Origin of the sequence: Streptomyces sp. NPDC088194, from assembly GCF_040702025.1 — a bacterium.
Classification (GTDB): domain Bacteria; phylum Actinomycetota; class Actinomycetes; order Streptomycetales; family Streptomycetaceae; genus Actinacidiphila.
Window position 1 is genome coordinate 1 of record NZ_JBFBIV010000189.1, and the last position, 6125, is coordinate 6125.

Genomic DNA, 6125 nt, shown 5'->3' on the forward strand with positions numbered 1-6125 from the left:
ATCACCGGACGCGGACTCGCGGCCACGTCCGCGACCACCGAGTTGACGGTGCATTCGGACGGTCCGTAGAAGTTGAGGCAGGAGCCCCCACCGGCCGCCCGCAACCGCTCCCACACCTGCTCCGGAACGGCCTCCCCACCCACTGCGACCAGTGCCGGACGGCGCAGCGGATCGTCCAGCAGTCCATGAGCGAGGAGGACTTGAAGATAGGAGGGAGTGGCCTCCACATAGTCCAGCCCTGCGCGTGCGGCGTACTCGAGGTACGCGTCCGGGTCGGTCCAGGTCGCCTCGTCCAGGACGTGCAGCTCGTGACCCGCGAAGAGGGCGAGGAGCTGGTCGCAGGAGGCGTCGAACGACACGGACGTGGTCAACCCGACCCGCAGCCGCTCCCCCGTCCGGAAGACCAGCGCACACTGGTTGGCGAACAGGTTGGCCAGGCCGCCGTGGGTGACCACGACACCCTTGGGCCTGCCCGTGGAACCGGAGGTGTGGATCACGTACACCGGGTGGCGAGGATCGACAGCCACCCCCGGATCGACCGCCGGACAACCCGCCACCGAAGCAGCCGTCGCAGGATCGTCGAGCACCAACCGATCGGCACCGCCCTCCGGCAACCGCCCCCCGGTACCCGCGTCGGTCACCACCACCACCGGCCGCGCATCCTCCAGCAGATACGCCACCCGAGCCGCCGGATACTCCGGGTCCACCGGCACATACGCCGCACCCGACTTCACCACCGCCAAGATCGCCACCACCAACTCCGCCGACCTCGGCAACGCCACCGCCACCAACCGCTCCGGCCCCGCACCCCGCGCCATCAACGCATGCGCCAACCGGTTCGCCCGCGCATCCAACTCCGCATACGTCAACGACACATCACCACACACCAACGCGACCCGGCCCGAAGCCGCCGCGACACGCTCCCGGAACAACTCCGGCAGGCTCACAGCCGGAACCCGCGCCACCGGCCCGGTGCCGAGGGCGTCAAGCCGGCGGTGCTCCTCGTCGGTGAGCAGATCGATCCGGCTGGCCCGCTGCCCCGGGTCGGCGACCGCGGCGCGGAGCAACCGCTCCCACCGCCCGATCATCGCCTCGACGGCGGCCGGATCGTACAGGTCGAGGGCGTACTCGACGGACCCGTCGATCCCCTCCGGAGAGCCGTCCTCCGCGTACCGCTCGGACATGGTGAAGATCAGGTCGAGCTTGGCGGTGGTCGACGTGGGCGGCATCTCGCCGACCCGCAGCCCGGCCGGGGCGAAGTCGGCCCGGGGTGCGTTCTGCAGCACCAGCATGACCTGGAACAGCGGGTGGTGCGCCAGCGACCGGGCCGGATTCAGGACCTCGACCAGGTACTCGAACGGAAGGTCCTGGTGGGCGTAGCCGGCCAGCGCGGTGTCCCGGACCCGGTCCAGCAGCTCGGCGAACGTCGGATCGCCCGAGGTGTCGGTACGGAACACCAGGGTGTTGACGAAGTAGCCGACCAGCTCGTCCTGCGCCTGGTCGGTCCGACCGGCGACCGGGCTGCCGACCGGGATGTCGTCTCCCGCGCCGAGCTTGCTCAGCAACGCCGCCAGCCCTGCCTGGAGCACCATGAACAGGCTGGTCCCGTGCGCGCGGGCGAGCTCGCGCAGACCGCGGTGCAGCTCGGCGTCCAGCCCGGCACGCACGGAGCCGCCACGGTGCGAGGCGACCGGCGGACGGGGCCGGGTGGTGGGCAGCTGGACCCGTTCCGGCAGACCGGCCAGCGCCTTCGTCCAGTAGTCCGCCTGGCCGGCGAACAAGCTGTCCGGATCGGCTGAGTCGCCGAGCAGTTCGTGCTGCCACAGGGTGTAGTCGGCGTACTGGACCGGCAGTTCCTCCCACTGCGGCTCTTCGCCGCGGCGGCGCGCCGCGTAGGCGGCGGTCAGGTCCCGCGCGAGCGGGCCCAGCGACCAGCCGTCACCCGCGATGTGGTGGAGCACCACCTGGAAGACGTGCTCGTCCGGCGCCAGTTCGAACAGCTCGCCCCGCAGCGGCACGTCGACCGCCAGGTCGAACGGGCGGTCCTTCGCTTCCGCCATGGCGGCCGGCAGCCCGGCCTCGGTGGTCCGGTGCACGGGCAGTCGCGGGCGGGCTGCCTCGATGTCCAGCACCCGCTGGTACGGCACGCCGTCCACCGCCGGGAAGACGGTGCGCAGGCTCTCGTGCCGGGCCACCACGTCCGCGACGGCGGCCGCCAGGGCCGGTCGGTCCAGGTCCCCGGACAGCCGCCAGGCCAGGGAGATGTGGTAGTTCGCGCCGGCTCCCTCCAACTGGTGGAGGAACCACAGCCGCCGCTGCGCGAAGGACAGCGGGACCACCGCGGGGCGCTCGCGCCGGGCCAGGGCGACCTGCGCCGGCCCGGCCGCCACCAGGGCGGCGGCCAGACCCTCCGGGGTCGGCGCCTCGAACAGCGTGCGCAGCGGCATTTCCACGCCGAGCGTCGCGCGGATGCGGGCGGCCAGACGGGTGGCCAGCAGCGAATGCCCGCCCAGGTCGAAGAACCCGTCCTCGACGCCGGCCGACGCCACCCCCAGGACCTCCGCGAACAGCTCGCAGAGGATCTGCTCCTGCGGGCTGCGCGGCGCGCGGGACGCGGCCGCCGGGGCGAGGTCGGGTGCCGGCAGGGCCCGGTGGTCCAGCTTGCCGTTGACGGTCAGCGGCAGCGCGTCCAGCACGACGAACGCCGACGGCACCATGTACTCCGGCAACCGCTCGCGCAGGTGCTCCCGCAGGTCCGCGGACCTCGGTGCGGCGCCCGCGGCCGGCACCAGGTACGCGGTCAGCCGGGTGTCGTCGGCGCGGTCCTGCCGGGCCAGGACGGCGACCTGGGCGATGCCGGGGTACCCGGCCAGCGCCGCCTCGACCTCGCCGAGTTCGATCCGGAAGCCGCGCACCTTGACCTGCTGGTCCGCCCTGCCGACGTAGCGCAGGCCGCCGTCAGCCGCGCGGCGCACCACGTCGCCGCTGCGGTACATGCGCGACCCCGGCGCTCCGAACGGGTCCGCCACGAACCGGCCGGCGGTCAGGCCCAGCCGGTTGAGGTAGCCGCGCGCCAGGCCCGCTCCCGCGACGTACAGCTCACCCGGCACGCCCGGGGCCACCGGCCGCAGGCCGCTGTCGAGCACGTACGCGCGCAGGTCCGGGAGGGCCGCGCCGACCTGGCCGGCGGTGGTGCCGGACCGGTCGAGCGCCGCGTACGTGACGTGCACCGTGGTCTCGGTGATGCCGTACATGTTGACCAGCCGCGGCGCGTCCTGCGGGTGCCTGCGGTACCAGCCGGCCAGCCGGCTGTGCTCCAACGCCTCGCCGCCGAACACCACCGTGCGCAGGGCGAGCCGGCTGCCGGTCTCCGGAGCCTCCGCGTCCGCTTCCATCAACTGGTAGAAGGCGGACGGTGTCTGGTTGAGCACCGTCACCCGCTCGCGGGCGAGCAGGTCCAGGAACCGGCCGGGCGAGCGGCTGGTCTCGTGGTCCACGACCACCAGCCGGCCGCCGTGCAGCAGCGGGCCCCACAGCTCCCACACCGAGAAGTCGAAGGCGTAGGAGTGGAAGAGGGTCCACACGTCCTCGGCGGAGAAGTCGAACAGCTCCCGGGTGGTGCCGAACAGGCGCACCACGTTGCGGTGCGGGACCACCACGCCCTTGGGGTTGCCGGTGGAACCGGAGGTGTGGATGACGTAGGCGGCGTGGCTCGGGTCGACGGGGACCGCGAGGTCCGTGTCCGGCAGCCGGTCCAGGTCCGCGGCGTCCAGCAGCAGCCGGTCCACGTGGTCCGCCCCCGGAAGCTCTCCGATCCGGCTGGTCGTCACGAGCAGCGCGGGTCGGGTGTCCTGGAGCAGGTAGGCGATCCGGGCGGCCGGGTACTGGGGGTCGACCGGTACGTACGCGGCGCCGGCCTTGAGCACCGCGAGCACCGCCACGACCAACTCCGCCGAGCGCGGCAGGGCCAGGGCCACCAACTGCTCCGGCCCCACCCCCCGGTCGGCCAGGGCATGCGCCAGCTGGTTGGCGCGGGCGTTCAACTGGCCGTACGTGAGCGTGGCTTCGCCGTCCGTGAGAGCGATCGCGGCCGGGTTCGCCCGGACCTGCTGCTCGAACAGCGCGGGCAGGCCGGACTCCGGCCGCTCGTCGCCCTGGTCGGTGCCGGCCGGCAGCAGCGCCCGGAGCTCGTCGGCGGACAGCACGTCCACCTGTCCGATCCGTCGGCCGGGGGCGGCGACGACGGCGCGCAGCAGCCTCAGCCACCGCTCGACGATCCCGCTGACGGTGGCCGCGTCGAACAGGTCGGTGCTGTACTCCACGACGCCCGCCAGCCCGTCCTCGCCGGGCTGTTCGGCCAGGACGAAGGTCAGGTCGCATTTGGCCGTCCCGGTGGGGACCAGGTCGGTCGCCACCCGCAGCCGCGGCAGGTCGAAGGTGCCGGACGGCGCGTTCTGCAGCGTGAGCAGGGTCTGGAACAGCGGGTGGTGCGCCAGCGTCCGGGTCGGGTTCAGCGCCTCCACGAGGTGCTCGAACGGCACGTCCTGGTGCGCGTACCCGGCCAGCGCGTCGGAGCGCACCCGGCCCAGCAGTTCGGTGAACGACGGGTCGCCGGACAGGTCGGTGCGCAGCACCAGGGTGTTGACGAAGAAGCCGACCAGGTCGTCCAGGGCCTCGTCGGTGCGTCCCGCGACCGGGGTACCGATCGGAACGTCGGTGCCGGCCCCGAGTTTGCCCAGCAGAGCGGCCAGGCCGGCCTGGAGCACCATGAAGAGGCTGGCTCCGCCGTCACGGGCGAGCGCGCGCAGGCCCCGGTGCAGCTCGGCGTCGATCCGCACCGGCAGGTGGGCGCCCTGGTAGGACATCGCCGCCGGCCGGGGTCGGTCGAAGGGCAGCTCGACCTGCTCGGGCAGGTCCGCCAGCTGTTCGCGCCAGTAGGCGAGTTGGCCGTTGAGCAGGCTGTCCGGGTCGGCGCCGTCACCCAGCAGCTCCTGCTGCCAGAGCGCGTAGTCGGCGTACTGGACCGGCAGCGGCGGCCACTGCGGCTTCGCGCCCTCGCTCCGGGCGGCGTAGGCGGTCGTCAGGTGCCGCGCGAGAGGTCCGGTCGACCAGCCGTCGCCGGCGATGTGGTGCACCACCAGCAGCAGCACGTGCTCGTCCGCGCCGAGCCGGAACAGTTCGGCGCGCAGCGGCGGCTCCTCGGAGAGCTCGAAGCCGTACCGCGCGGCCTCCGCCAGCCGGTCCGGCAGGTCGTGCTCGCCGACCTCGGTCACCCGCAGCCGCGGCCGTGCGGCGTCGAGGCCGAGCACCCGTTGGTACGGCACGCCGTCGACCACCGGGAAGACGGTACGCAGGCTCTCGTGCCGCTCGACCACGTCCGCCAGTGCGGCTTCCAGGGCACGCTGGTCCAGGCTTCCGGACAGCCGCAGGGTCAGCGGGATGTTGTAGGTGGCGCTCGGCCCCTCCAGCCGGTGCAGGAACCACAGCCGCCGCTGCGCGAAGGACAGCGGGACCACCGCGGGGCGCTCGCGCCGCCCCAGCGCCGGGCGCGCCCGGCCCGCGACGTCCACCGCGGCCGCCAGTTCCGCCACCGTCGGCGCGTCGAACAGGTCGCGCAGTCTCAGCTCCACGCCGAGCACGGACCGGGCCCGGGCGACCAGCCGGGTGGCGAGCAGGGAGTGCCCGCCGAGGTCGAAGAAGCTGTCGTCCGGCCCGGCCTCGGCGACCCCCAGCACCTCGGCGAACAGCCCGCAGAGCAGGTGCTCGACCGCGGTGCGCGGTGCGCGGCCCGATGCGGCGGGCTGCTGTCCGGGCGCCGGGAGAGCGCGCCGGTCGAGCTTGCCGTTCGGGGTCAGGGGCAGCTCGTCCAGCACCACGAACGCCGACGGCACCATGTACGCGGGCAGCCGCTCCCGCAGCCGGTCCCGCAGCGCGTCCGCTCGGACGGTCTGCCCCGCGTCGGGGAGGACGTAGGCGACCAACCGGGTTTCCTCGTCGGTGCGTACCGTGACGACGGCCCGCGCGACCTGTGGGTGTTCGGCGAGCGCCGCCTCGATCTCGCCGGGTTCGATCCGGAACCCGCGGACCTTGACCTGGTCGTCGGTACGGCCCAGGAACTCCAGGTC

1 protein-coding gene is annotated in these 6125 nt (G+C 73.5%); it reads right to left on the reverse strand.

What is annotated here, in order from left to right; all coding sequences use genetic code 11:
• Nucleotides 1-6125: amino acid adenylation domain-containing protein (locus AB0399_RS40150; protein ID WP_366414652.1), on the reverse strand; the 6125-nt coding region annotated here is incomplete at both ends.